A 23,376-nucleotide genomic window follows, 5' to 3' on the forward strand; every position below is an offset into this window, starting at 1 on the left:
TGGGCGGATGGAACGCCATCCCCGCCCGGCAGCAGGCGGCCACTCAGGCTGTCCAGGTCATCCACAGAGCCTTCTGGGAGATCGACGTGACGTCACCGGATCGGAGCCGAGATCCACATTGCCGGCGCGCCAAAATTCCGCAGGAAAGTTCGGGCCCGTGTCTTGTTGTAGCTTGGCGGGGTGAACCATGAAAGGCCGCCAATGGATGAAAAGCGGGAATCCCAAGACAAGGAAGCATCTTATCTTCGGATCGCATTCTGGCTGCTGTTCCCGCTGGTGATTCTCTACTACGGCTCGCTCTTCCTCTCCGGGTTCGTCAACGACGTCCTCACCAGCGCCCGCCGCCGACTGGGCCTCAAACCCACCGAGAAATACGTCGGAGTCATCTTCGTCTGCGTGCTCATCGCCTTGGTCGTCGCCGAGGTCGCATTGTTCAAGGCCTTCTTCGGGCTGCTGTTCGATTGACCGGGTTTGGCTGTAGATCGCCCCCGGCCGGGGTAGGAACAGCGGACCGGCGAGAGCCGGGGCACGTTCTGGAGGGGGAATACCAGATGAACCGTCAAGAAGCCGACAAGGTCATGGGCCCGATCAGTAATCACGGCCTTTTCTTCTGCGGCTTCCACGTTGCCAAGAACAACCCCGAGGTCCAGGTGACCACCATGCACTACTGCGGGATGCGGGGCGAAGGCGACCACGGAATGCACCAGTGTCTCCTGTACGACTCGGTCGGCCCGGGAGCGAAGTTGCTCGGCGTCGAGTACATCGTGTCCGACAAGCTTTTCCGCTCCCTCCCGGACGAGGAGAAGAAGTACTGGCACCCACACACCTACGAGGTGCTCGGCGGCGGACTGGTCGCCCCGGTCATGAACCACCAGGAAGAGCTGGACTTCATGACAAACCTGCTCACCACCTGGGGCAAGACGTGGCACACCTGGCCCGACCCGACGACCCCACTGCCGCTGGGCGAGCCGCTGCTGATGTGGTCCCTGACCGGCGACGGCCAGTCGAACCTGGAGCTGGTCGCCGAGCGGGACAAGCAGTTCGGGGTGTCCACAGCGAAGATCCAGGCGGAGCGGGTCGAGGCCATCGGGTACGAGGTGCCGCAGGTGCCACCGCCGAAGTCCGTCGCAACCATCGGCCGGCAATGGACGGCCACGGGCGAGGACAGCCCGACACCCCGGAAGAAATCCTCTTAGCGCTCGCGCGAACCTGGTAAAGCTTGTCGCCGGTGATTGTGGCCCACGCAGTGAACTGCCTGACGGGTTTACCTTCCCCATAAGTTTCGTGCGCGGCGAGTAAAAAACCATCTCATCGCCAGGACCTGGCTGGCGAAGATGCGTGCCAGCACCGTGGTCCGCTTGCGTGAAGCCTCCCTGGATGGCCGCTTCAACGTGATCCAGACTGACGGTGTTGATCCAGAATCGCCGATCGGGAGAAGGGACAGCGCGAGCCGAGGTTGCCGACTCGCCCGCGCCGGCCCCACTGTTCACTCTGCCGTCAGTCCCTCAACAAGGCCGGTCGTTGGCCTGCCGAGGAGTCGAGAAAGATCGTCACCGACCCGAGCAAAAACCCCGGCAGCGATGGTTTCATCGAGGCTTACCAAGAAGCTGGCCAGCTCGCCGTCCATCCCCGAATTGATGAGCGCTACCTGCAACTCTTCGGGAGTGACAGGCTGGTAAGTGACCTCTCGCTCCAGCACGACCGACATCGCTTCGGCAATGTCGGCGTAGGTGAAGTTTGTGTCGCCTGAGAGGCTGTAAGTGACATTGCCGTGCCCATCTGTGGTGACGACGATGGCCAATGCCTCGGCCAGGTCCTTCCGGCTGGCTGCTGCAACGACGGCGTCACCGGTCGCCGCGGCGAGAACGCCGGTGAAGCGGGGGCCTGCCAGCGCCTGAATGTAGTTCTCGATGTACCAGGTGTTCCGCAGGATCGTGTACGTCACACCGGAAGCGGTAAGAGCTTCCTCTGTCGCCCTGTGGTCCGCATTGATCTCGAACCGGTCATCGTCGGCTCGAACTCCGCTGGTGTAGTAGACGTGTCGGACATTCGCGTTCTTCGCAGCCTCGATCACCGACTCGTGCTGAGCAAGGCGATTCGAGTCGCTACCCGAGATCAACACAATGTCAGAGTGCCTGGCAACCAGTTCTGCGACGCCGACTGAATCCGACAGATCGACGGCAGCAGTGCTGAACCCGGCGGAAGCAAGTTCCCCGAGGCGCAATTGATTCCGACCGACCGCGGTGATCGTTTCGGGACTGATTCCCCGAGCGACTAGCGCGTCCAGGACGTGGCGACCGAGTGCCCCCGTAGCCCCAAAAACCAGGGTGCTCGCCTCAGGCACGGTCATGGAGAGTGATCTGGTAGCCGTCGGGGTCGGCGAAGGTGAATGTCCGACCGAAGGGGCCGTCGATCGGTGCGGAGACGATGGTGTGACCGTCGGCGACGAGAGCATCGTGAATGGCCTGGACGTCTGTGGCGTGGAGCCAGATCGCGGCACCGATGCCGGGCTGAGCAACGGATGCGAGGTCGGTGCCGGGAACGACGTCGCGGAGCGCGAACGCGATCGGCTTCGTCTCGAAGACGACGGCGTGCGGAGGCCCGGCCTGCGAGCGAACGAGGCCGAGGTACTGCTCGTAGAACGCCTGCGAAGCGTCGAGGTCACGCGCTTGCAGCGAGATGAAGTCGGGGCCAATGGCGGGCAAGATGATGCTCCTTCTCTTCGTGTCAGATTCCTGACACAGACCAATGTATGTCAGAATACTGACATGAGTCAAAACGGTGTCGGCGTCGACCTGGACAAATCACTGGGCTACCTGCTGAAAGAGGCTTCGAGCGCCCTCCGCGCAGCCATGGAAGAGGTGCTGCGGCCACTCGAGATGAGCGTGACGCACTACTCCTGCCTCGAACTGCTGGCTCAACGGCCGGGCTTGTCGAACTCCGAGCTCGCGCGGCGCGCGTTCGTGACACGGCAGTCGATGAACGTGCTGCTCCAGACCCTGGAACGAGAGGGCTACGTGACCAGGCCTGCGGAGGCGCCCGTCGGGAAGGTTCTTCCCACGCGGCTCACGCCTCGCGGCCGACGGAGGCTCGAGAAGGCGACCGTAGCGGTCCGGTCCGTCGAGGTCAGAATGCTGGCCGGCATGACCGAGACCGAGCAGTCAGGCGCGTTCCGGATCCTGCAAAGCATGATTCATTCCCTGCGCGATGGCAACGACGGTGCATAGCTCGTTCCCCGGCGCACGTCTCGTCGCGCCCGGATAGGAGTGCAGCCGAGCATGAAAACCGTGCGGACGGACCTCGGAAACCGACAGACCTCGACTACACCCTCTTCTGCGAAGAGCCCTCAATCGGTCGCCATCTGGGCTTGGTGACTTGGCGGTTCGAGGCTTCTCGTGCTAATTTCTGGGGCTTTCTCCAGGGCAGCCAGGATTTGCGATGGTTCCGCCAGCAAGGTCGGGTGATGCTCGATATAAACAAGCTCCCGCTGGGTTAGGTTGCGCACGTAGATCGTCCCAGAAATCTTCGCCAGAAGGATCGAGCCGACTTGGATTGACGCGTCGGAGGTCCCTTCAAGCGATGAGATCAGGGCGGCTACGGTCGAGCCCTGCGCTGAATCAACCTCAGCCTGCTTTGAGTGAATCAGCCGAAGTTCGGCGGCCCGCTGGAGCTTGTCGACTAATTCATCCATTTGTTCCTGCGCTTCACGCCTGGTCAAACTTCTCTTCGTTCGGGCAATCAGGGTTCTGAACCATGATCCATGTAGTGTGTCTAAATCTTGACTGATGGTAAATTCGTGTTCTGCGAGTACCTCTTCGAGCGCGGATGCGACTCCCTCGGGCGAGGTCTCATCATTCTCAATGTATATCCGCACCGAAATTTCACGTATCCGAGCCTTGTCAGGCTCGCGGTCAAAATGCCCCTCAGACTCCTCTAATTGAATTGCTTGGCGCTCCAGCGCATGCGGAATTTCATCAATTAGAGATTGATGAGCGTCGCGTTGGCCGTCCTGTAACTCTTGGGCGGCCTTCTTGCTAAACGAGGGTGGCGCGTCCCCGCCAGCTGATAGGCGTGCTTGAGCCTGCTGGGCCTTGTCGTATTCGTCAGCTCGGCCACGAACCATGATCTGACGGAATGCATAATCGGAGTCGATGATGGCTGGATCATCGACTGAGCTCGACTGAGCTTCAGTCGGCGTCTCATCTAGGCCTTCGGGTGCCTCGCCGGGCCTATCTTCCGAGTTCCGATTTCGCTCGTGCGCGTCTTCGGGACCTGGCAGTCGACGCCCGAGTTCACCCCGATGGTCTGGCGGCTGACCAGGATCCTTGGGTGTTCGAGGCTTGTCATTGCTCACAATGTTTGGCCCTACTTGTATGAGACCCGGGGCCCTTCATACCTTTGGGTCGTCTCTCGCTAGGAACCATAATTGAGAAAGTAGCCACGCCAACAGGCCTTTCGTGCTCCGGCATCAGCCGAGCAGGCCAGGGCCAGCGAAAGATGCCCAAGAAGCGAACGCCAGAGCGCCGAAAGGCGACAGAAAGCCCCAGGCCGTTGCGATCGGCTCCCATACGAACGACGTTTCCGCGGCTCAGTGAACTGCCGGGCGCCACACCGGCAGGTCACGAAGCCGCAGGTCGGCGCTAGATGCGGAAGAACAGGTTCAGGAAGCGATTTGCCAGGTTCAGGTCGCCGCGCACCGTGCCGAAGTTTCCCCGGCCGAATGTGGTGAGGACCATGCTGGCCGCGTCGAACTCGATCACCGCGGGGAGATCGCTGACGTCGCCAGGGGCGTACGCCATGCCCTCAGGGCCGATGTCCACGCGGAAGTCGCCGCCGTTGCGGCCGCCGATGCGCAGGCCCACCGAGAACGGTGTCAGGTCGGCGTCGGCCTTGATCGTGTACTGCCAGAGGACCAGCATGAACGGCACCAGCAGGTCGGCGGCGTCGCCGGACATGGCGTGGTTGCGGCCGGTGCCCTCGCGGATGTCCCAGGAGTGGACGCCGAAGTCCATCAGCTGCCCGGCGGCGTAGAAGTAGGCGGGCACGGGGCCCATGTATGGATGAACTACGAGGAATCCGGTCCAGTCCTCGGGGCTGAGGTCGGTCAGGATGCGCTGCATCTTCTCGAAGTCGGTGCGGGCCCGGTCGAGCAGTTCCTTCTGGGTGGTGTTGCGGAACGAGATCGCCTGCTCGTTGACGCGGGCGCCCATCGCGGGCAGCCCGTACGGGTCGTCGGCCTGGGCCCCGGCGCGGGCCACGTCGAAGGCGGCGAAGTAGCCCTCGGTGGTGTCGACGAGGTGGGCGACGACGTCCCTGACGTGCCAGCCCGCGCAGGCGGTGGGGGCTTCCCAGGCCTCCTCGGGTTCCGCGAGAGCGAAGAATCGCTCGGCCTCCTCGCGTACCACCCGCAGGATGGTGTTCTTACCTTCGACGCTGGTGGCGTCCCATTCGCTCATGTCAGGTCTCTTTCGCCTGGGGGGCTGGCGGTGGGCCTCCCGGCAGGCGGAAACGCCTCCCCGTCGAGGCCAATTGAAGATTCAATCAAATCGGCGGAGATGTCAAGAGTTAGCCGGGGGCCTCGGAGTCGCAGCCGACGGTCTCGGTGGCGAGGCGGGTGAGCAGGTCGGTGAGCTGGGGGTTGGCGTCGGGGTCCCAGCCGTCCAGGTGGCGGGCCAGCGCGGCCCGCCGTACGCCGATGATGCGCTGGGCCGCCTTCAGGCCGGGGCCGGTGATCACCAGCTGCGGCTCGGCGCGCTCGATCAGGCCGCGGTCGACCAGCGGCTGGAGGTACGGGATGCCCTGCTCGGGGGTGTACCCGGCGCGTTCGGCCAGGACCGCGCGGTTGATCCTGCCCTCGCGGGCGACCCGGCAGAGCGCCCAGGTGGTCCCGGCGGAGAAGCTGTATCCGGCCCGGCGGGCCAGGTCGGTGTAGAGGGAGACCGCGGCGGGGTCGTGGCGCATCAGGCGGCTGAGGGCGCGCTCGATCTCGGCCTGGGAGGAGTCGGCGCGGGGGCGGCCGTACCCGTCGCCCAGGTCGGAGCACGCCGTGCTGATGCTGGTACGGAGGGGGACCTGGCGCAGGAACCAGGCGAGGGCGAAGCCGAGGAGGGCGATGGGGGCGGCGTACAGGAAGATCGCGGTGATCGACTCGGAGAAGGCGTGCAGGATCCGGGCGGCGGCCTCCGGCGGCAGCCGGGCCAGGACCTGGGGGTCGCCCTGGATGAGCGTGGGGTCGAAGTCGAGCGGCAGGCGCTGGCCGCGCAGCGCGGTGGTGAGGTGGCCGGCCAGCTGGCTGGCGAAGATGGAGCCGAAGACGGAGACGCCGAAGGAGCCGCCGATGGAGCGGAAGAAGATGACCGAGGAGGTCGCGACGCCGAGGTTGCGGTAGTCGATGATGTTCTGGACGGCGATCACCAGCACCTGCATGACCAGGCCCAGGCCCGCGCCGAGCACGAAGAAGTAGAGGCCGCAGAGCGCCAGCGAGGTGTGCTCGTCCACCGTGTGCAGCAGCAGCATGCCGGCGGTGGCGACGGCCATGCCGAGGATGGGGAAGCTCCGGTAGTGGCCGGTCCTGCTGATCAGCTGGCCGGTGGTGATGGACATGCCGAGCATGCCGACCATCAGGGGCAGCAGGTAGAGGCCGGAGGTGGTGGCCGAGACGCCGTGCACGACCTGGAGGAAGAGCGGCAGGTAGGCCAGCGATCCCATCATGGCGAAGCCGGCGATGAAGCCGAGCGCGGAGCAGACGGTGAAGACGCCGATCCGGAACAGGTGCGGCGGCAGCACCGGTTCGGCGGCCTGGCGCTCGACGCGCAGGAACAGCGCCAGCAGCGCGACCGCGGCGGCGGCCAGGACGAGGATCACCGGGGAGTCCCAGCTCTGCTCGGTGCCGCCCCAGGTGGTGATCATCACGATGCAGGTGACGGCGGCGGTGAGCACGGCGGCGCCGCGGAAGTCGATGCGGTGCGCGGTGCGGTCGGGCCGCCCGGGCAGGGTGGCGGTGATCGCCGCCAGCGCGACCAGGCCGATGGGCAGGTTGACGTAGAAGACCCAGCGCCAGGAGAGGTGGTCCACGAACAGGCCGCCGATGAGCGGGCCGACCACGCTGGCGAAGGCGAAGACCCCGCCGAACAGTCCCTGGTAGCGGCCTCGGTCGCGGGGGGCGACCACGTCGCCGATGATGGCCATGGCCAGCGCCATCAGGCCGCCGCCGCCCAGGCCCTGGAGCGCCCTGAAGAAGATCAGCTGGGCCAGGTCCTGGGCCAGACCGCAGAGCGCGGAGGCGCCCAGGAAGATCACGATCGCGAGCTGGAAGAGCCGTTTGCGGCCGTACTGGTCGCCGAGTTTGCCCCAGAGCGGGGCGGAGACGGTCGCGGCCAGCAGGTAGGCGGTGACCACCCAGGACAGGTGGTTGAGGCCGCCGAACTCGCTGACGATGGTGGGCAGCGCGGTGGAGACGATGGTCTGGTCGAGGGCGGCCAGGAGGAGGGTGAGCATGAGCGCCCCGATGATCACCCAGATGCCGCGATCAACCTTTCCCTCCATGGATCACAATGTCCCCACCCGGCCTTGTTTCATGCTTGATGTCCTCTTTAGGGTGATACTGGCCGCGAAGATCGCCAGGCCCGTCAGGAACAGGATCGAGATCAGCAGTAACGCGATTGCCACCAGCGCGAAGACGACCGCCAGTGACAACAGCGCGCCTGCGAACTCGGCCATTCGCCCTCCATGATCTAGGTCACAGGAGCGCTTGCCCGCTATGAATGGATAAATGCCTTACCTAGTGGCCAGGTCACAGCCTTACGCCCGATCCGGACGGCAGCACGTCCAGGCGGCGCAGGATCACGCCCTCGCGCAGGGCCCACGGGCAGAGCTCTAAGGCGGGCAGGTCGAACAGGTCCATGGTGGCGTCGGCGACCAGCGCGCCCGCCAGCAGCTGGGGGGCGCGGCCGACGGAGACGCCGGGGAGGGAGTTGCGCTTGGCCGAGCTCATCTCGGCCAGGCGGCCGGTCCAGCTGGTGACGGCCTCGTGGGTGAGCGACCGTTTGGTGTAGGGGCCCTCGCTGGAGGGGGCGGCGCCGGCGATCCTGGCCAGCTGGCGGAAGGTCTTGGAGGTGGCGACGGTGTGGTCGGGCCTGCCGTACCGGATGACGCCGCCGACGGTGCGGCCGATCTCGGTGCGGATGTGGCGGCGCAGCGCGCGTACCTCGTCGGCGGGGGGCGGGTCGGCGGTGAACCAGTCGCGGGTCAGGCGGCCCGCGCCGAGCGGCAGCGAGACGGCGGTGTCGGGCTGCTCGTCGATGCCGGAGGCGATCTCGAGCGAGCCGCCGCCGATGTCGATGACCAGCAGCCGCCCCGAGGACCAGCCGAACCAGCGGCGCACGGCCAGGAACGTGAGCCGGGCCTCGTCGGCGCCGGACAGGACCTGGATGTCGACCCGGGTCTCATCCTTGATCTGGTTGAGCACCTCCTCGCCGTTCACCGCGTCCCGGACGGCGGAGGTGGCGAAGGCGACGAGATCCTCCACGCCCTTGTCCTCGGCGATGCGCATCGCCTCCCGGACGAAGCCGTGCAGCTGCTCGGCGCCCTGCGCCGACAGCCGATCACCGTCGAGATGCTCGGCGAGCCGCAGCTCGACTTTGTGGGAGTACGCGGGCAGCGGCCGGGCCCCCTGGTGCGCGTCCATCACCAGCAGGTGCACCGTGTTGGATCCGACGTCGAGGACACCTAGTCGCATGAAGGCGACGTTACCGCCTGCATATAACCGTTCATCCCGCCGTTATCTCTCCTTGATACGGGCGCGATCTCACGTTCGAGCCCGGAAAGCGGCGGTTTTCACGCGGTTCTGGCACGCGGTGGAGCAGAACCGGCGGGTGCCGTTGCGGGACACGTCCACGTAGACGCGGTCGCATCGGTTCGCCGTGCAGACGCCGAGGCGGTCGTGCAGCTCGCTGCCCAGCACGATGGCCAGGCCGGTCGCGCAGGACGCGGCGTAGTCGCCGCCGAACATTCCATCGGTGCCGTGGAAGTGCACGTGCCAGGGTTCGCCGTCGTGGCGGGACAGGTGCGGCCTGGCCCGGGTGTCGACGAGCAGCCGGTTGAGCGTCCCCGCGGCGTGATCCAGATCACCCGCGGCCACGGCCTCGAAGACCACACGCAGATCCGGCGCGTAGCCCGCGAGCTCGGCCGCCTCCTCGTCGGTGACCTCCCGTCGCGCCCGCACCGCCTCGGCCACGGCCTCGCGCCGCTGCTCCCCCTCCGGAACCTGGTACGGCCTGCCGCGCCGCTCCCCGGGGGTGAGCACGTTCACCAAGGCCACCGCGATGGCCACGACCATGTCCGAGTGACTGTTGAAATTCACTTGACCAGTTACATCCTCTTTGCCTAGCGTGTGACTGTCGAAATGATAGACGACAGTGACAAGGGGAGTCGCGATGCTGAGCCACGAGCATGCCCACGCCTGGATCGAACGCTGGGACCGCCAGCAGGAGGGCTACCTCCCCGACCGCGAGGAGCGCTTCACCGCGCTCATCGACGCCGTCGAAACCGGACGTCCCGACCCCGTCGTGATCGACCTCGGCTGCGGCCCCGGTTCCCTGAGCGCCCGCCTCCTGAACCGCCTCCCGGACGCGACCGTGATCGCCGTCGACACCGACCCGCTCCTGCTGGCTCTGGGCCGAGCCGAATACGACGGCCTCCCCGGCCTGCGCTTCGTGGATCGGGACCTGCGCGTCCCCGGCTGGACCGAGGCGCTCGGCCTCCCCCGCCCCGCCGATGTGGCCGTCAGCACCACCGCCCTGCACTGGATCCCGGGAGACCAGCTGAAGAACGTCTACGCGGAGCTGGCCGGGGCGCTCCGCCCGGGTGGCATGTTCCTCAACGGCGACCACCTCGCGGTGGCCGACGCCCGGCTGGACGCTCTCGAAGTGGCCCTCGGAACCCGCGCCGCCGAACGCCTGTTCGCCGCGGATCCCCCGGAGGACTGGGCGTCCTGGTGGGCCGCCGTGGCCGCCGACCCCGAGCTCGAAGCCCTCAACCTCGACCGCGACCGCCGCAAGGCCTCCGCCGGGCACCACGGCTCGGAATCCGGCCTGCTCTCCACCCACGTGAACGCCCTGCGAGCCGCCGGCTTCACCGAGATCGGCACCCTGTGGCAACGCGGCAACGACCGCCTGCTCTGCGCGCTGCTGCCGTAGAGACTACGTCGCGGGCCCGTCGGCCGCGTCCATCAGCGGCAGCCGGAGCACGAATCGCGCACCCCGCGGCGCGTCCTCGATCAGCAGGGTTCCGTGGTGCGCCTGCGCGATGTCCCGGGAGATGGCCAGGCCGAGTCCGCTGCCTCCGGGTTCGCGGCGCCGGGCGGCGTCGAGCCTGACGAAGCGTTCGAAGACGCGTTCGCGGTCCTGGGGCGCGATGCCGTCGCCGTCATCGGTCACCGTCACCACCGCCTGACCGTCCGTACGCCCGGCGGTGACCTCGACTTCGGTGTCGGCGTGCCGCCGGGCGTTGGCCAGGAGGTTGCTCAGGACCCGGATCAGCTGGATGCGGCTGCCCGAGACCTTCACCTCACGGTCGATGTGGACGTGCACCGGCACGCCGTCCGTCAACGTCGCCGTCTCCTGCGTGATCAGGGCGCTGAGGTCGATCGGCTCGTGCGCGGCGGGGTCGCCGGTGCGGAGACGGGACAACACCAGCAGGTCGTCGACGATCGCCACCAGCCGGTCGGTGACCGACAACGCCTTGTGCACGGTTTCGCGGGGGTCGACGTCGCCGGGATAGAGGACTGCCTCTTCCAGCTGGGCATGCAGGCCGGCAAGCGGGTTCCTGAGCTCGTGGGAGGTGGTGGAGGCGAATCGGCGTTGCAGTTCCACCGACTCCTCCAGGCGGGCCAGCGTCTGGTTGACGGTGAAAGCGAGGCGCGCGAACTCGTCGCACCCCGGCGGCTGCGGCACCCGCAGGCTCAGGTCACTCACCGTGATCTCCGACATTCGCTCCCGGATCGCCTCCACGCGGCTCATCATCCGGGTCGAGAACTGCCAGTTTCCCCACGTGACGAGGGATGCGACCAGGAGAACTCCGGCGGCGGTGCCGACCTCCAGGCCATGGGAGGACAGGATGGCCGGTTCGCGCATGCCAGCGTACACGAACGAAGGCTCACCCTGCCCGAGCAGGCGGTTGGTCTGCGGGAGGAGCCGGCTGGCGGTGAACAGGATGCACCCGCCTTGCGGGGAGCACGCCGTACCGCCCTGGATCCGGTCGTCGGCCGGGGGCCGCAGCGTGCTCAGGGGCGGCAGGCCCGCCGCCGCCTCGCTGGCGGCGACCACCTGGCCACGGGAGTCGACGAGCTGAAGCAGGTCGACGCTGGCCGGCGTCGTCGACAACGGTATCCTGCCCGGCTCGAAGGACCCGATCCACTCGGTGGAGGCTCGCTGGGTCTCATGGAAAGCGCGATCCCGAACCCTGTCCAGGACCAGGAAGTCGAGGCTGACACCGATCACGGTGAGGAAGACCAACGCCAGCACCCCGACGCCAAGCGTGGTACGCGCGCGAACCGAATGCGGCAAAAATGAGGCCCAGCCTCTTCCCAACACAACCCTTCTCCTTGCCAAAGCCCAGGTCAGGACGTTGTCAAGGATAGTCATGGGGAGAGTAACCACACGCAAAGCCGCCCAGATCAGACCAAATACAGGCCAACGTTTTACCGAGTTCATGGCCGCGCCTTGGTCGATGGGCGCCGGCTCACGGCAGGCGTAGTGCTCGCAGGACGGTGTCGTGGGTGTGGTGTGTGCCGGCGGGGGCCGGGGCGGTGCGGGGGCGGGTCTCATTGATCAGGACGTTCCAGGTGGGGTCGAGGAGTTGAGCGATGTCGTCGGGCTGGTAGTAGCCGGCGGGGTCGAAGTCCTCCTCATGACGCGGGGCCAGATCCGCGAGGGCGTGGGTGGCGAAGAGCAGCGTGCCGCCGGGGGCGACAGCATCCAGCAGGCCGCGCAACGCCGTGTGGCCTGGCTGGCGCAGGAGCGGGAAGTACTGGATGGACACCAGGTCGAAGGCGCCCGCTGGGGGCGGCGTGGTGGTGAGGTCGGCCCGTGCCCACGCCACGCGGCCGGTGCTGTCCGTGGCTGCCGCGGCGGCGCGTTCCAGCGCGGCTTGCGAGATGTCGACCGCGGTGACGTGCCAGCCGTGTCGGGCCAGCCAGAGTGCGTCAGCTCCTTCACCGCATCCGACGTCGAGCGCTTGGCCCGGTGGCAGGCCGGTGGCCTCAGTGACGAGCACGCCGTTGGGGTTGCCGCTGAACACCTGGTCGCGGCTGCGATACATCTTGTCCCAGAACTGGGCGTTCATGGCGCTCAGTCCTCTCGTTGGTTCCTTGGTGGCGATCGGCGTGAGGTGCGGGTCATCGTGGCCACCTCCGACGCCAAGAGTGCGCCCGCATTGGCATTCGGGCAAAGTTCTTTGCAGAAAATGCAAAGCGCAGGCACAGTGAACGTATGAGCGATGACTTCGACGCCGTGCTGGCCGCGGTCGGTCCCCGGCTGCGCGAGTTGCGCCGTCGACGCGGCGCCACCCTGACCGCCCTGTCGGAGACCACCGGCATTCCGATCAGCACCCTGTCCCGGCTGGAGTCCGGGCACCGCAAACCGGGCCTGGAACTCCTGCTGCCCCTGGCCAGGGCCTACCAGGTGCCGATCGACGAACTTGTCGGCGCCCCGGCCGATCTCGACCCCCGGGTGTATCCGCAGCCGTTCACCCGCAACGGCATGACCGTCGTCCCGCTGACGCGCAAACCCGGCGGACTGCAGGCGTTCAAGCACATCCTCCCCGCCGGCCTGACCGACGGTCGCGAACCCGATCCCCGATCGCACGAGGGCTACCACTGGCTGTACGTCCTCAACGGCGGCCTACGCGTCGTACTCGGCGACAAAGACTTCATCCTCACGGACGGCGAAGTCGCCGAATTCGACACTCACCTCCCGCACTGGTTCGGCAACGCCGACGAGCGCCCAGTGGAATTCCTCAGCATCCTCGGCCCCCAGGGCGAACGCGTCCACATCAAAGCCCGATATCGCCCAGATATCTGAGCAACCCCCGCAGGCACGTAACCGGCGTCCGGTGGCCGCGCCTCCCACCTGCTGGCCGGTGTCCCTGGACGGATCGGCCGTGCCGTGACTGGGTACGACGCGCACGTCGGTGTTCGGCCCGCTCGAAGCCTCGACGCAGGGTCCATCCGCATGGCGGCCGCCAGCGCGACCGGTTCAGCCGAGTACGCCCGCTGTTAGGGCAGGCCCGCGTAGTTCTCCGCCAGTTCGGCGGCGGCGTGGCGGGAGTCGGCGATGCGGTGCAGCTGGGAGAGCTGGAGGCGGGTGTCGAAGGGGGTCTGGTCGGGGGCGCGGTGAAGGAGGGTTGTCATGAAATAGGAGAAGTGTTCGGCGCGCCAGACGCGGCGGAGGCAGGTGTCGGAGTAGGTGTTGAGGAGGTCTGGGGAGCCGGTGGTGAACCAGTGCTGGAGGGCTTTGGCGAGGGTGACGACGTCGGCGATCGCCAGGTTGAGGCCTTTGGCGCCGGTGGGGGGCACGATGTGGGCGGCGTCTCCGGCGAGGAAGAGGCGGCCGTGGCGCATGGGTTCGGTGACGAAGCTGCGCATGGGGGTGACGGCCTTCTGGGTGATCGGGCCGCGCATCAGCTTCCAGTCGGCGTCGACGGCGAAGCGGGCGTCGAGCTCGTCCCAGATGCGATCGTCGGGCCAGTCGTCGGGGTCGGTGTCGTTGGGGACCTGGAGGTAGAGGCGGCTGACCGTGGGGGAACGCATGCTGTGCAGGGCGAAGCCGCGGTCGGAGTGGGCGTAGATGAGTTCCTCGCAGGACGGGGGGACGTCGGCGAGGATGCCCAGCCAGGAGTAGGGGTAGTCGCGTTCGTACACGCGGGCGTCGGGGATCGCGGCGCGGGAGATGCCGTGGAAGCCGTCGCAGCCGACGACGAAGTCGAAGCCCAGTTTCTCCTCGACGCCGTCGCGGACGAAGGTGAGCATGTCGTCCTCGATGGCGATCGCTTCGGCTTCGAAGAGCAGCGGGCCGCCCTCGGCGAGCTGGAGCGCGACCAGGTCCTTCACGATCTCGGTCTGGGCGTAGATCATCACGCTGCGGCCGCCGGTCAGGGCCGGGAAGTCGAGGTGGTGGCTCTGGTGGTCGAAGCGCAGCTCGATGCCGTGGTGGACCAGGCCCTCGCGGTCCAGGCGCTCGGCGGCCCCGCAGGCGCGGAGTGCGTCGACCGTGCCCTGTTCCAGCATGCCGGCGCGCTGGCGATGTTCCACGTACGCGCGATCCCGGTGTTCCAGGACGATCGAGTCGATTCCGGCGTTGTGCAGCATCCTGGCCAGCAGCAGCCCGGCCGGACCGGCTCCGACGATGGCGACGGTGGCGAACATCAGGTCCTCCCAAGGGTGCGCTGCGCGACGGCGAAGGCGGCGTTGGCCGCAGGCACGCCGCAGTAGACGGCGGTCTGCAGCAGGACTTCCTTGATCTCGTCCGGGGTGAGGCCGTTGCGGAGCGCGGCGCGCACGTGCATGGCCAGCTCGTCCAGGTGGCCGCCCGCGACCAGCGCGGTGAGCGTGACGCAGCTGCGGGTGCGCCGGTCCAGGCCCGGGCGGGTCCAGATCTCGCCCCAGGCGTAGCGGGTGATGAAGTCCTGGAAGTCGGCGGTGAAATCGGTGGTGTTGGCGATGGCCCGATCCACATGCTCATCGCCGAGTACGGCCCGCCGCACGCTCATCCCATCCGGCGCGGGCAGGTGGCTTCGCAGGGCGGCCAGCACGGATTCCGGCCGTTCGACGCCGGCCAAGTGGGCGGCGTGGGCGATCTCCACCAGGGTGGCGCCGGGGATGCCGTCGGCGAGTTCACGGGCGACGGCGGGCGGGGCGGCGGGGTCCTCCCGCCCGGCGACGATCAGCGTGGGCGCGGTGATCCTGGTCAGCTCCGCGCGCAGGTCGTAACCGGAGAGTGCGTCACAGCAGGCCGCGTAGCCCTCGGGGTCGGCGGCGGCCAGATCGGCGGCCATCCGCTCAGCCGCGGGCGTCCGCGCTCCCGCTGCCGTGAACCACCGGCCGAGCGCTATCTCGGCGAGCGGCGCCGTTCCTTGGGCGCGGACCAGGGCGGCCCGCTCCCGCCAGGCTTCCGGCTCGCCGAACCGGGCGGCCGAACACACCATGGCCAGCGATTCGACCCGCTCGGGATGGTGTACGGCCAGCCAGGCCCCGATCGCGCCGCCCAGCGAGATCCCCGCGTAGTGGAAACGCCCTACACCCAGCGAGTCCGCCAGATCGAGCACACGCCCGGCGAGTTCGTCCATCGACGAAAGCTCTTCGACGGAGGACGCCCCATGCCCGGGAAGGTCGAAGCGGACGACCTTGAACTGGCGTGCCAGCGCGGCCGCCTGCGGTTCCCACACGGCCAGCGAGGTCCCGAGTGAAGGACCGAGCATCAGGACCGGAGCGTCGGCGGAGCCGTCGATCCGATGATTGAGCACGGCCCGGGGACGAGGGGCCGGAGGTTGACCCGCAATGCGGGGGTTCGATGTGCTCGGCCGCTCAGGCACTGCCGCCCCTGGAAGGTCGTTCCCGTCCGCCGCCTGGTCAGGCGTGGCCATTCCCAGAAAGCCGGGTCCGTTCCAGCCCGCCGCCTGGTCAGGCATGCCCATTCCCGGAAAGCCGGATCTGTTACCGCCCGGCTGGTCAGGCATGCCCATTCCCGGAAAGCCGGATCCGTTTCCGCCCGGCTGGTCAGGCATCGTGATCGCCTGCGGGTCGTCGGGTGAGCGCCCGGTCCGTCAAGGCCGGGGCCGAACCGAGATAAGTGGCCGGGTCGAAGAGTTCGTCCAGGTCGGTGATGTTCAGGTCGCCCGGGGCGAGCTCCCTGAGGATCGCCTGCCGGAGGGTGATGCCCTCGGCGATGACCCGGTGGGAGGCGCGTTCCATGAGGGCGCGGGCCTCGCGGCGGCCCAGTGTGGGGGTCAGGGCAACGCTGAGGCGTTCGGCGACGAGCATGCCGCGGGTCAGGTCGAGGTTGACGCGCATGCGGCCGGGGTCCACCCGGAGGCCTTCCGCGAGGGTGGCGGCGTGGGCGGCTGAGCCTCCGGCGTGGCGGAGCAGGTCGCGCAGGGGGGACCATTCGGCGTGCCAGGCCCCGGAGGGGCGTTCGTCCTCGGCGGCGAGCGAGCCGTACAGGATGGCGAGGAGGGACGGTGTGGTGCGGGCGGCGGCGGCGATCAGGGTCGCGCCGACGGGGTTGCTCTTGTGCGGCAGCGCCGAGGAGCCGCCGCCGGTGCCTTCGGCCACTTCGGCGATCTCGGTTCGGGACAGGACCAGGACGTCCGCGGCCATCTTGCCGAGCGCCCCGGCGGTGAACGCGAGCGCGGAGCCGAGATCCACGACGGGGGTGCGCAGCGTGTGCCAGGGCAGCCGCGGCTCGGCCAGGCCGAGTTCCCTGGCGAATCCGGCGAGCAGCCGCCGCCCGACCACGCGGGGGATGAACGCCGCCATCGTCCCGGCGGCCCCGCCCAGCTGGGCGGGGAGGACCACGGCGGTCAGGCGGTCGCGGGCGTCCAGCACCAGATCCCGCCAGCCCGCCGCCTTCAGCCCGAAGGTGGTCGGCACCGCGTGCTGGGTCAGGGTACGGCCCGCCATCGGCGTGTCCCGATGCGCGGCCGCGAGGCGGGCCAGCGCGACGGCCACCCGATCGAGGTCGGCGATGATCGTGTCCCGCACGCGCCCGGCCACCAGCATGAACGCGGTGTCCATGATGTCCTGGCTTGTCGCCCCCAGGTGGGCGTCGGGCGCGCGCTGGGTGAGGGATTTGACCAGGGGAATCACTGGATTTCCGCCGGATCTCGCGAGCAGCGCGAGGGTCCGCGTGCCCTCCCGGGCCAGCGCGTCGGCGGCCCCCATGACGTCCTTGACCGCGCCCTCCGGGATCAGCCCCTCCGCCGCCTGAGCCCGGGCCAGGGCGACCTCCGCGTCCAGCAGGGCGCGCAGGAAGGCGAGGTCGCCGGTGGCGGCCTCCGCCGGGGAGCCCGCCCAGATCGGAGCGATAAGTCCGGCGTCAGGCGAAAAATCATCGGAATTCAAGAAAGACCGTCTCCCGATCACCTTGGAGGTGAATGTCGATACGGTGTGCGCCGCCGGGTTCCGCCACGGCCACCAGGGTGGCGCGGCGGCCGGGTTCGAGCGAGGCCAGCAGCGGGTCGGCCGCGCTGTCTTCAAAATAGATCCGCGTGTACAGATGCCGCAGCAACCCGCGCGCGAACACGCACACCGAAATATACGGAACCCGCCCGGGCCCGGTGGCTCCCGGCGGCAACGTCCGTATCGCCCAGTGCCCGTCGGCGTCGGTCGCCACCCGGGCAAAGCCGGTGAACCGCACGCCGTCCCGCCCGGGAAACGACCCGTTCACGTGATCGCGCCGCATCGAGCCGGGCTGGCCGTCCAGCCCGCCGGAGGGATCGGCCTGCCAGAACTCCAGGAGCGCGTCGGGCACGGGATCCCCCGCGCCGTCGTACACGAAACCGCGTATCACCACGGCGTCCGGGTGCCCGGCCGGGGCCAGGTCTCCCCCGCCCGCCTGCGGCAACGCGTACCCGAAGAAGGGACCCACCGTCTGCGAGGGTGTCGGCTTCATCGGCCTTCCTCCATCCACGTCGCCGAAGGGCCGTCGAGCACGATGTCCCACCGGTATCCGAGGGACAGTTCCGGGCTGGACAGATCATGATCGTACGTGGCGATCATGCGCTGCCGGGCGGCCTCGCTGGGCACCGAGTTGAAAATCGGGTCGTGGCGGAAGAGCGGGTCGTTGGGGAAGTACATCTGGGTGACCAGCCGCTGGGCGAAAGCCGTACCGAATATGGAGAAGTGGATGTGGGCGGGCCGCCACGCGTTGAGGTGGTTGCGCCAGGGGTAGGCGCCGGGCTTGATGGTGGTGAAGGAGTAGCGGCCCTCGTCGTCGGTGAGGCAGCGGCCGGTGCCGGTGAAGTTGGGGTCCAGGGGGGCGGGGTGCTGGTCGCGGTGGTGGGCGTAGCGGCCGGCGGCGTTGGCCTGCCAGACCTCCACCAGCTGGCGGCGCACCGGCCTGCCGTCCCGGTCGAGGACCCGGCCGGTGAGGGTGATGCGCTCGCCGAGCGGCTCGCCCAGGCCGTGGCGGGTGAGGTCGCGGTCGAGTTCGGTGACGTCGGTGACGCCGAAGACCGGGCCGCGGAGTTCGGTGTCGGCCTGCTCGGTGAGGATCAGCGGCTGGTGCGGGTGGCGGAGCACGGTGCTGCGGTAGGGCTTGTAGTCGCGCAAGGGCTGCTCGGGCTCCGGCTCACCCCCGGCGACCGCCTTCGCCACGGCGGTGCTGATATCGGCGATCTCGCGGTCGATATCGGCCTGGGTGTCAGGCATCTGAGGCTCCTCGATCGGATAGTTCACGGAGTGCGGCGAGTTCCATGGAGGTCGGCGGCCCGGTCACGCCGACGTCGGGCGCGACGCGGAGTTTCCAGCCGGTGGCCTCGCACACCTGCTCCACCGACACGCCCGGATGCAGTTCGGTCAGGACGAGCTCGGCCGTGTCCGGGTCGGGCCGCAGCACGCCGAGGTCGGTGATGACCGCGACGGGGCCCGCGCCGGGCAGGCCGAGCCTGGCGCGATCCCCCGGCCCTGAGCCGTGGCCCACCGTGGTGACGAAGTCCAGCCGCTCGACCATGTTGCGGCGTGAGTGGCGCAGCACCATCAGGACCTTCCCGCAGCTGGCCGCGATCTCCGGGGCTCCCCCGGCGCCGGGCAGGCGGCCCTCGGGGCGGCCGGGGCCGCGGTCGATCACCGTGGTGTTGATGTTGGCGTAACGGTCGACCTGGGCGGCGCCGAGGAACCCGACGTCGATGCGCCCGGCCTGGAGCCAGTAGTTGAAGATCTCCGGCACCGAGACGACCGCGTCGGCGGTGTCGGCCAGCTCGCCGTCGCCGATGGACAGCGGCAGCCGGGACGGCTTGGAGCCGAGCGTGCCGGACTCGTAGATCAGTACGAGGCCGGGCTCGATGGTCCGGCGGGCCAGGTTGGCGGCGGCGCTGGGCAGGCCGATGCCGACGAAGCAGGTGCGCGCCCCGGCCAGCGCGCGGGCCGCGTTGACCGTCATCAGCTCATCGGAGGTCCAGCTCACGCCGCCTCCAGGACGTGCGCGCGCATCCAGGCCAGGAAGGTGTCCCGATCCCTGGAGATGGGATCCCAGGCTTGGTAGAAGTCGTTGTCGCGGACGGTGTATCCCGCCGTGTACGACGGGTGCGCGCCGTTCGGGGCGACCGCGATCGCGTGCACCGACCAGGACGGCAGCACGACCGCGCCGGGCCGGGGATCGAGCGCGTCCACGATCTCCTCGACCGTCACCAACACCCGCTCGGCGGCCAGCGCGGCCTCCTTCTGCACCCCGACCAGGCCCCACAGCTGCACGTTCCCGGCCCGGTCGGCCCGCTGCGCGTGGATCACGGTGACGTTGGGGTTGACGGCGGCCACGGCCGCCAGCTCCTCGCCGGTGAACGGGCAGCGCACGGTGGAGATGGTGGGCGAACGGCCCGGCAGGTCGCTGCCGCGATAGCCGCGCAGCACCGCGAACGGCAGCCTCGACGCCCCGGCGACGTAGCGGTTGGCCATCCCGGCGTGGCTGTGCTCGTCGAGTTCGAGCGGCCGCGGCCAGCCGTTCTCGACCGCGTCGCGGAAGCGGTGCAGCGAGCCGACGCCCGGGTTGCCGCCCCAGGAGAAGACCAGCTTGCGGGCCGCGCCCATGCCGATCAGCTGGTCGTAGATCACGTCGGGGGTCATCCGGACCAGGGTCAGGTCGGTGATGCCCTGCCGGATCACCTCGTGCGCGGCGGCGAACGGGATCAGATGCGTGAACCCCTCCATCGCCACCGTGTCCCCGGGGCGGACGAGGGCGGCGACCGCCTCCCGCAAGCTCAGGATTTCCGCCATGTCCCCTTCTGTTCGCCTGATGAACTAATGTTCATAATTGATGACCGACAGGAGTCTCCCCCTGGGACAGGACACATGTCAATGACGCACGAGGGCCGGGTCGGCCCGCTGGAGCGCGGGCTGGCGGTCCTGCGGGCCATGTCCGAGATGGCCGACATGGCGGATGTGGACGCCATCCGGCCCAGTGATCTGACCCGGCGTACCGGCCTGGCCCGCTCGACGGTGGACCGGGTGCTGGCGACCCTGGTCCGGCTCGGGTATGTCCGGGAATCCGATCGGGCGGTACGGCTCGCGCCGCGCCTGATGGAGCTGGGCAACGCGTACCTGGCCGGAAGCGGCATCCCGGAGGCGCTGGGGCCGCTGGCCGAACGTCTGGCGGACGAGTTCGACGAGTCGGTCTCGGTGGCCGTGCCGGACGGGGCCGGGGTGCGCTTCGTCACGCAGATCACCCGGCGGCGGACCATGTCGCTGGCGTTCCGGATCGGCGACCTGCTTCCGGCGGAACGCTGCGCTCCCGGAGCCCTGTTCGCGGCGGGCTGGACGGCCGGGGACTGGGCGCGCTGGCGGTGTGCGGGCGGTCTGGCCACGGCCGTGCCGCGCGATCCGGGCGCCGAGGACGATTTCCGTCGCCGGGCGCGGGCGGCGGGTGGCGGCTGGGCGGAGGACGATCAGCTCATCGAGCCGGGCCTGATCGCGGTCGCGGTTCCGGTGCGGGACGGGCGCGGGCGGCCGGTGTGCGCGATCAGCGTGGTGAGTCACACCAGCAGGCACTCGATCGGCTCGCTGGCCGGGCACGTGCTGCCGCGGTTGCGGGCGGAGACGCCGATCCTCGATCACCGCCCGGCCGAGGCGCGGCCGCACGCCGGGGCGGCCGACTCGTCCAGGCGGGTGAAGGAGGAGGTGGGGGCGGAGTTCCTGCAGTCGCTGGCGCGCGGGCTCGGGGTGCTGGCGAGCCTGGGGCGGGCGCGCGGCGGCCTGACCCTGTCGGAGGCGGCCGAGGCCACCGGGCTGCCCCGGGCCACCGCGCGGCGGGCGCTGCTCACGCTCGCCGATCTGGGGTACGCCGGGCAGGAGGGGAGGCGGTTCGCGGCGCGGCCCCGGGTGCTGGAGCTGGGGTACGCGCGGCTGTCGTCGATGGGGTTCGGCGAGGTGGTCCTGCCCCATCTGGCGGGGTTGATGGAGGAGGTACGCGAATCGGTGTCGATGGCCGTCCTGGACGGCACCGATATCCGATATATCGCCCGAGTTCCGGCTTATCGGATTATGAGTGTGGATATCACGGTTGGGAGTCGTCTTCCGGCGTATGCGACGTCCATGGGGCGGGTTTTGCTCGCCGATCTCAGTTCTGGCGAGCAGGCCGGTTTGCTCGCGCGTACGCCGCCGCGGCCGCTTACCCGGCGGAGCCGTACCGACCTGGACGCGGTGCTGGCCGAGGTGGCCGCCAAGGGGTACGCGCTGGTGGATGAGGAGTTGGAGGAAGGGCTGCGTTCGCTCGCCGTACCCGTGCGTGATGCCGGTGGCCGGGTGATCGCGGCGATCAATGTGGCCACGCACGTCGCCCGCGGAACCCCGGAGAGCACCCGCGCGGCTCTGCTCCCCGCTCTTAGCGCGACCGCCGCCCGGATCGAGGCCGACCTGGCGGTCATGCGTTCAGCTTTCCGCCTGCCGTGATATTTCGCGTTTTAAGGTCACGTCGCGGGTAATGTCCGGCCACCAGATGGAGGTCGTATGGGCGTGTGGGCGAGGCTGGCCGGGCGGTTCGGGTCACGAGGGCGGCGGTTACGGAAGGTGGCGAGGGAGCGGTTCGGGTGGCGGGAACTGCGGCCCGGGCAGCTGGAGGCCATGGAGCAGGTGCTGGGCGGGCGGGATGTGCTGCTGGTGATGCCCACCGGAGGTGGGAAGTCGGCGGTTTACCAGGTGCCTGCCCTACTGCTGGACGGGCCTACCGTGGTGGTCTCGCCGCTCATCGCGCTCCAGCGGGATCAGGTGGCGAGCCTGCTGAAGGCGGACGCGGGCGGGGCGGTGGCGGTCAATTCGACCTCGCCGGTGGCGGCGGGTCTTGATCTGGTCACGGCCGGGCGGGCCGAGTTCGTGTTCCTCTCCCCCGAGCAACTGGCCAAGCCCGAGGTGGTGGCCCGGCTCGCCAAGGTGAAACCATCCCTGATCGCCGTGGACGAGGCGCACTGCGTCTCCTCCTGGGGGCACGACTTCCGCCCCGACTATCTCCGCCTGGGGAAGGCGATCGAACTGCTCGGTCACCCTCCCGTGGTGGCGCTCACGGCCACGGCGGCGCCGAACGTGCGCGAGGAGATCATCCGATCGTTAGGCCTGAAACGACCTAAGGAGATCGTCCGGGGGTTCGACCGGCCCAACATCCACCTGGCCGTCCGGCGCTTCGCGAAGGACGGCGACAAACGCCGGGCGCTGATCGAGCATGCCGCGACGCGGGAGGGCCTGGGGCTGGTGTACGTGGCCAGCCGCCGTGAGGCCGAGGAATACGCCGGGGCGATCGCCGCGCTCGGGCGGCGGGCGGAGCCGTACCACGCGGGGATGCGGTCGGCCGAGCGGACGCGCGTGCACGAGCTGTTCTCGGCGGGTGCGGTCGACACCGTGGTGGCCACCTCGGCGTTCGGCATGGGAATCGATCGCCACGATGTGCGGTATGTGCTGCACGCCAGTCCGCCCGAGTCGCCCGACGCGTACTACCAGGAGATCGGCCGGGCGGGGCGGGACGGCGCCGCCGCGTCGGCCGTGCTGTTCTACCGCCCGGAGGATCTCGGGCTGCGCCGGTTCCTGACCGGGGGCCGCGTCGACGCCGACCTGCTGCTCCGGGTGGCCACCCTGGTACGGGAACACGGCGGCACCGTCCCCGCCGGCGAACTGCGCGCCCTGCTCGACATCGGCGCCTCCCGGCTGACGGCCCTGGTCAACCTGCTCGAACGCGTGAATGCCCTCACGGTCACCGCTTCCGGCGATCTCTGCAACGTGCCCGGCGGGCCGCCGCCCGAGCGGGCCGCCGCCAAAGCGGTCCAGCTGGACGAGACGCGGCATCGCGTGGACGAATCCAGGATCGACATGATGCGCGGTTACGCGGAGACGACCGGCTGCCGGCGCCGGTTCCTGCTGGGCTACTTCGGCGAGCCGTACCAGGGGGGCTGCGGTCACTGCGACACCTGCCGGGACGATCTGCGGCCCGAACCCGGCGCGGGCCCTTTTCCGGTGCACGCCAAGGTCCAGCACGTGCGCTGGGGCCGTGGCGTGGTGCTGAGCCGCGAGCACGACCGGATCGTCGTGCTGTTCGACTCGGTCGGGTACAAGACCCTCGCACTGGCCGCGGTCGACGGGGTACTGACCTTGATTTAGAGACTTGCTCTAGAGATTTGCTCTAAATA

At 68.9% G+C, this 23,376-nt stretch carries 24 protein-coding genes; 7 read left to right on the forward strand and 17 right to left on the reverse strand.

What is annotated here, in order from left to right:
* The first annotated feature begins 180 nt into the window (after positions 1 to 180).
* Both Amac_RS42730 and Amac_RS42735 read left to right on the forward strand, forming a co-directional pair.
* Entirely contained in the window at positions 181 to 465 is a 285-nt protein-coding gene (locus Amac_RS42730; RefSeq protein WP_155360159.1) for a hypothetical protein, read from the forward strand.
* An 86-nt stretch (positions 466 to 551) separates the two neighbouring features.
* The gene (locus Amac_RS42735; protein ID WP_155360160.1) at positions 552 to 1,196 is read left to right on the forward strand and encodes a DUF1264 domain-containing protein; all 645 of its coding nucleotides are present in this window, start codon (positions 552 to 554) and stop codon (positions 1,194 to 1,196) included.
* A 290-nt stretch (positions 1,197 to 1,486) separates the two neighbouring features.
* On the opposite strand, the gene Amac_RS42740 is transcribed toward Amac_RS42735, so the two are convergent.
* Together Amac_RS42740 and Amac_RS42745 are read right to left on the reverse strand one after the other, a co-directional pair.
* Positions 1,487 to 2,350, reverse strand: a complete 864-nt coding sequence (locus Amac_RS42740; protein WP_170322944.1) for an NAD(P)H-binding protein — start codon at positions 2,348 to 2,350, stop codon at positions 1,487 to 1,489.
* Complete coding sequence (locus Amac_RS42745; protein WP_155360162.1) at positions 2,337 to 2,705, reverse strand: VOC family protein; 369 nt, start codon at positions 2,703 to 2,705, stop codon at positions 2,337 to 2,339. The genes Amac_RS42740 and Amac_RS42745 overlap by 14 nt, the downstream gene beginning before the upstream one ends.
* A 63-nt stretch (positions 2,706 to 2,768) precedes the next feature.
* Here Amac_RS42745 and Amac_RS42750 point away from each other — a divergent pair, with 63 nt between their 5' ends.
* Positions 2,769 to 3,227, forward strand: a complete 459-nt coding sequence (locus tag Amac_RS42750) for a MarR family winged helix-turn-helix transcriptional regulator (RefSeq protein ID WP_155360163.1) — start codon at positions 2,769 to 2,771, stop codon at positions 3,225 to 3,227.
* 119 nt (positions 3,228 to 3,346) lie between these two features.
* Here Amac_RS42750 and Amac_RS42755 read toward each other — a convergent pair whose 3' ends face one another.
* The 6 genes from Amac_RS42755 to Amac_RS42780 form a co-directional block, all read right to left on the reverse strand.
* Positions 3,347 to 4,354: a hypothetical protein gene (locus Amac_RS42755; RefSeq protein ID WP_155360164.1), complete on the reverse strand. Its 1,008-nt coding sequence runs from the start codon at positions 4,352 to 4,354 to the stop codon at positions 3,347 to 3,349.
* A gap of 286 nt (positions 4,355 to 4,640) precedes the next feature.
* On the reverse strand, positions 4,641 to 5,456 hold the full coding sequence (locus tag Amac_RS42760; RefSeq protein WP_155360165.1) for a maleylpyruvate isomerase family mycothiol-dependent enzyme: 816 nt from the start codon (positions 5,454 to 5,456) through the stop codon (positions 4,641 to 4,643).
* A gap of 109 nt (positions 5,457 to 5,565) precedes the next feature.
* Positions 5,566 to 7,545: an MFS transporter gene (locus Amac_RS42765; protein WP_155360166.1), complete on the reverse strand. Its 1,980-nt coding sequence runs from the start codon at positions 7,543 to 7,545 to the stop codon at positions 5,566 to 5,568.
* Between the two features lie 3 nt (positions 7,546 to 7,548).
* Positions 7,549 to 7,719: a hypothetical protein gene (locus tag Amac_RS42770; protein WP_155360167.1), complete on the reverse strand. Its 171-nt coding sequence runs from the start codon at positions 7,717 to 7,719 to the stop codon at positions 7,549 to 7,551.
* Positions 7,720 to 7,792: 73 nt separating this feature from the next.
* Positions 7,793 to 8,737 carry a Ppx/GppA family phosphatase gene (locus tag Amac_RS42775; RefSeq protein WP_155360168.1) on the reverse strand — a complete coding sequence of 315 codons (945 nt, stop codon included), beginning with the start codon at positions 8,735 to 8,737 and terminating at the stop codon, positions 7,793 to 7,795.
* A gap of 69 nt (positions 8,738 to 8,806) precedes the next feature.
* Positions 8,807 to 9,361: a CGNR zinc finger domain-containing protein gene (locus tag Amac_RS42780; RefSeq protein ID WP_155360169.1), complete on the reverse strand. Its 555-nt coding sequence runs from the start codon at positions 9,359 to 9,361 to the stop codon at positions 8,807 to 8,809.
* A 73-nt stretch (positions 9,362 to 9,434) separates the two neighbouring features.
* Here Amac_RS42780 and Amac_RS42785 point away from each other — a divergent pair, with 73 nt between their 5' ends.
* Positions 9,435 to 10,196, forward strand: a complete 762-nt coding sequence (locus tag Amac_RS42785; RefSeq protein ID WP_155360170.1) for a class I SAM-dependent methyltransferase — start codon at positions 9,435 to 9,437, stop codon at positions 10,194 to 10,196.
* A gap of 3 nt (positions 10,197 to 10,199) precedes the next feature.
* Here Amac_RS42785 and Amac_RS42790 read toward each other — a convergent pair whose 3' ends face one another.
* The gene (locus Amac_RS42790) at positions 10,200 to 11,522 is read right to left on the reverse strand and encodes a HAMP domain-containing sensor histidine kinase (RefSeq protein WP_155360171.1); all 1,323 of its coding nucleotides are present in this window, start codon (positions 11,520 to 11,522) and stop codon (positions 10,200 to 10,202) included.
* A gap of 217 nt (positions 11,523 to 11,739) precedes the next feature.
* Positions 11,740 to 12,342, reverse strand: coding sequence for a class I SAM-dependent methyltransferase (locus Amac_RS42795; RefSeq protein ID WP_155360172.1), 603 nt, complete (start codon positions 12,340 to 12,342; stop codon positions 11,740 to 11,742).
* 146 nt (positions 12,343 to 12,488) lie between these two features.
* On the opposite strand from Amac_RS42795, the gene Amac_RS42800 reads away from it, so the two are divergent.
* Complete coding sequence (locus Amac_RS42800; protein WP_155360173.1) at positions 12,489 to 13,079, forward strand: XRE family transcriptional regulator; 591 nt, start codon at positions 12,489 to 12,491, stop codon at positions 13,077 to 13,079.
* A 194-nt stretch (positions 13,080 to 13,273) separates the two neighbouring features.
* Here Amac_RS42800 and Amac_RS42805 read toward each other — a convergent pair whose 3' ends face one another.
* From Amac_RS42805 to Amac_RS42835, 7 genes are all read right to left on the reverse strand, one after another.
* Positions 13,274 to 14,422 (reverse strand): 4-hydroxybenzoate 3-monooxygenase, encoded by a 1,149-nt coding sequence (locus tag Amac_RS42805; protein ID WP_155360174.1) that lies wholly within the window; start codon positions 14,420 to 14,422, stop codon positions 13,274 to 13,276.
* Positions 14,422 to 15,519: a bifunctional 3-oxoadipate enol-lactonase/4-carboxymuconolactone decarboxylase PcaDC gene (pcaDC, locus tag Amac_RS42810; RefSeq protein ID WP_246269062.1), complete on the reverse strand. Its 1,098-nt coding sequence runs from the start codon at positions 15,517 to 15,519 to the stop codon at positions 14,422 to 14,424. The genes Amac_RS42805 and pcaDC overlap by 1 nt, the downstream gene beginning before the upstream one ends.
* Positions 15,520 to 15,772: 253 nt before the next feature.
* Positions 15,773 to 17,116, reverse strand: a complete 1,344-nt coding sequence (pcaB, locus tag Amac_RS42815) for a 3-carboxy-cis,cis-muconate cycloisomerase (RefSeq protein WP_155360175.1) — start codon at positions 17,114 to 17,116, stop codon at positions 15,773 to 15,775.
* Entirely contained in the window at positions 17,103 to 17,666 is a 564-nt protein-coding gene (gene pcaG / locus Amac_RS42820) for a protocatechuate 3,4-dioxygenase subunit alpha (RefSeq protein WP_155360176.1), read from the reverse strand. The genes pcaB and pcaG overlap by 14 nt, the downstream gene beginning before the upstream one ends.
* Complete coding sequence (pcaH, locus tag Amac_RS42825; protein ID WP_155360177.1) at positions 17,663 to 18,424, reverse strand: protocatechuate 3,4-dioxygenase subunit beta; 762 nt, start codon at positions 18,422 to 18,424, stop codon at positions 17,663 to 17,665. Before pcaH ends, pcaG begins: the two co-directional genes overlap by 4 nt.
* The gene (locus Amac_RS42830) at positions 18,417 to 19,154 is read right to left on the reverse strand and encodes a CoA-transferase subunit beta (protein WP_155360198.1); all 738 of its coding nucleotides are present in this window, start codon (positions 19,152 to 19,154) and stop codon (positions 18,417 to 18,419) included. Before Amac_RS42830 ends, pcaH begins: the two co-directional genes overlap by 8 nt.
* A 20-nt stretch (positions 19,155 to 19,174) precedes the next feature.
* Entirely contained in the window at positions 19,175 to 19,984 is an 810-nt protein-coding gene (locus tag Amac_RS42835) for a CoA transferase subunit A (RefSeq protein ID WP_155360178.1), read from the reverse strand.
* Positions 19,985 to 20,059: 75 nt separating this feature from the next.
* Between Amac_RS42835 and Amac_RS57755 the strand changes: the two genes are divergently transcribed.
* Together Amac_RS57755 and Amac_RS42845 are read left to right on the forward strand one after the other, a co-directional pair.
* Positions 20,060 to 21,655, forward strand: a complete 1,596-nt coding sequence (locus Amac_RS57755) for an IclR family transcriptional regulator domain-containing protein (RefSeq protein WP_307729831.1) — start codon at positions 20,060 to 20,062, stop codon at positions 21,653 to 21,655.
* Positions 21,656 to 21,712: 57 nt separating this feature from the next.
* Positions 21,713 to 23,347: a RecQ family ATP-dependent DNA helicase gene (locus Amac_RS42845; protein ID WP_155360179.1), complete on the forward strand. Its 1,635-nt coding sequence runs from the start codon at positions 21,713 to 21,715 to the stop codon at positions 23,345 to 23,347.
* The last annotated feature ends 29 nt before the right edge of the window (positions 23,348 to 23,376 follow it).

It is taken from the genome of Acrocarpospora macrocephala (genome assembly GCF_009687865.1).
GTDB classification, from domain to species: Bacteria; Actinomycetota; Actinomycetes; order Streptosporangiales; family Streptosporangiaceae; genus Acrocarpospora; species Acrocarpospora macrocephala.